Below are 797 nucleotides of genomic sequence, written 5' to 3' on the forward strand. Positions count from 1 at the left end.
GGCCACGACACCTTCTCCAACGTCTCGACGATCTGGGGCTCGGCCTCCAACGACACGTTCTACGGCAGCGACAATGCGGCCTTCACCTACGAGACCTATGAGGGGCGCGGCGGCGACGACTATATCGACGGCCGCGGCGGCTACGACCAGGTCACCTACAATTCGGACACGACGACCACGTCGGGCATCTATGTTCACCTTGCCGCGGGCATCGTGAATGGGGACGCCACGGTCGGCACCGACACGCTGCGCAGCGTCGAGGCCGCGCGTGGTACCAATTTCGACGACACGTTCGACGCGACCGGCTTCGGCCAGGTCGGGGCGACCAATGTCGGTTCCTCCGGGACCTTCAACGACTTTGCCGGCGCCGGCGGCAACGACACGATCATCGGCAACGGCTCCACCCGCCTGAACTACCAGATCGCGGCCTCGAGCGTCAGCGTTGACCTCGAGACCAGCGTCGTCGGGACCACGAATGCCGTCACGGTTGCCGGCAGCGCGACAGGTGCGACCGAGGGCACCGACATCTTCACCGGCGTCAATGCGGTGCAGGGCTCGACCTTCGCCGACACGCTGCTGGGAAGCAGCTTCAACAACAACTTCACCGGTCTTGGCGGCGACGACTACATCGACGGCCGCGGCGGCTTCGACGTTGCCATCTACAACAGCCTCAGCACGGTCACGGGCGGCGTCGCGATCGACATGGCGGCAGGCACGGCGACCGGCGACGGGTCGATTGGGACCGATACGCTGCGTTCGATCGAGGGCATTCAGGGCACGGGCTACGCCGACACCTA

The 797-nt window shown here is 65.7% G+C and carries 1 protein-coding gene; it reads left to right on the forward strand.

Features of this window, described 5'->3' with window-relative positions:
• On the forward strand, nucleotides 1-797 hold a 797-nt coding region (locus IC66_RS0142385), incomplete at both ends, for a hypothetical protein (protein WP_038951400.1).

The organism is Bradyrhizobium genomosp. III (genome assembly GCF_000261705.1).
Lineage (GTDB): Bacteria > Pseudomonadota > Alphaproteobacteria > Rhizobiales > Xanthobacteraceae > Bradyrhizobium > Bradyrhizobium ottawaense.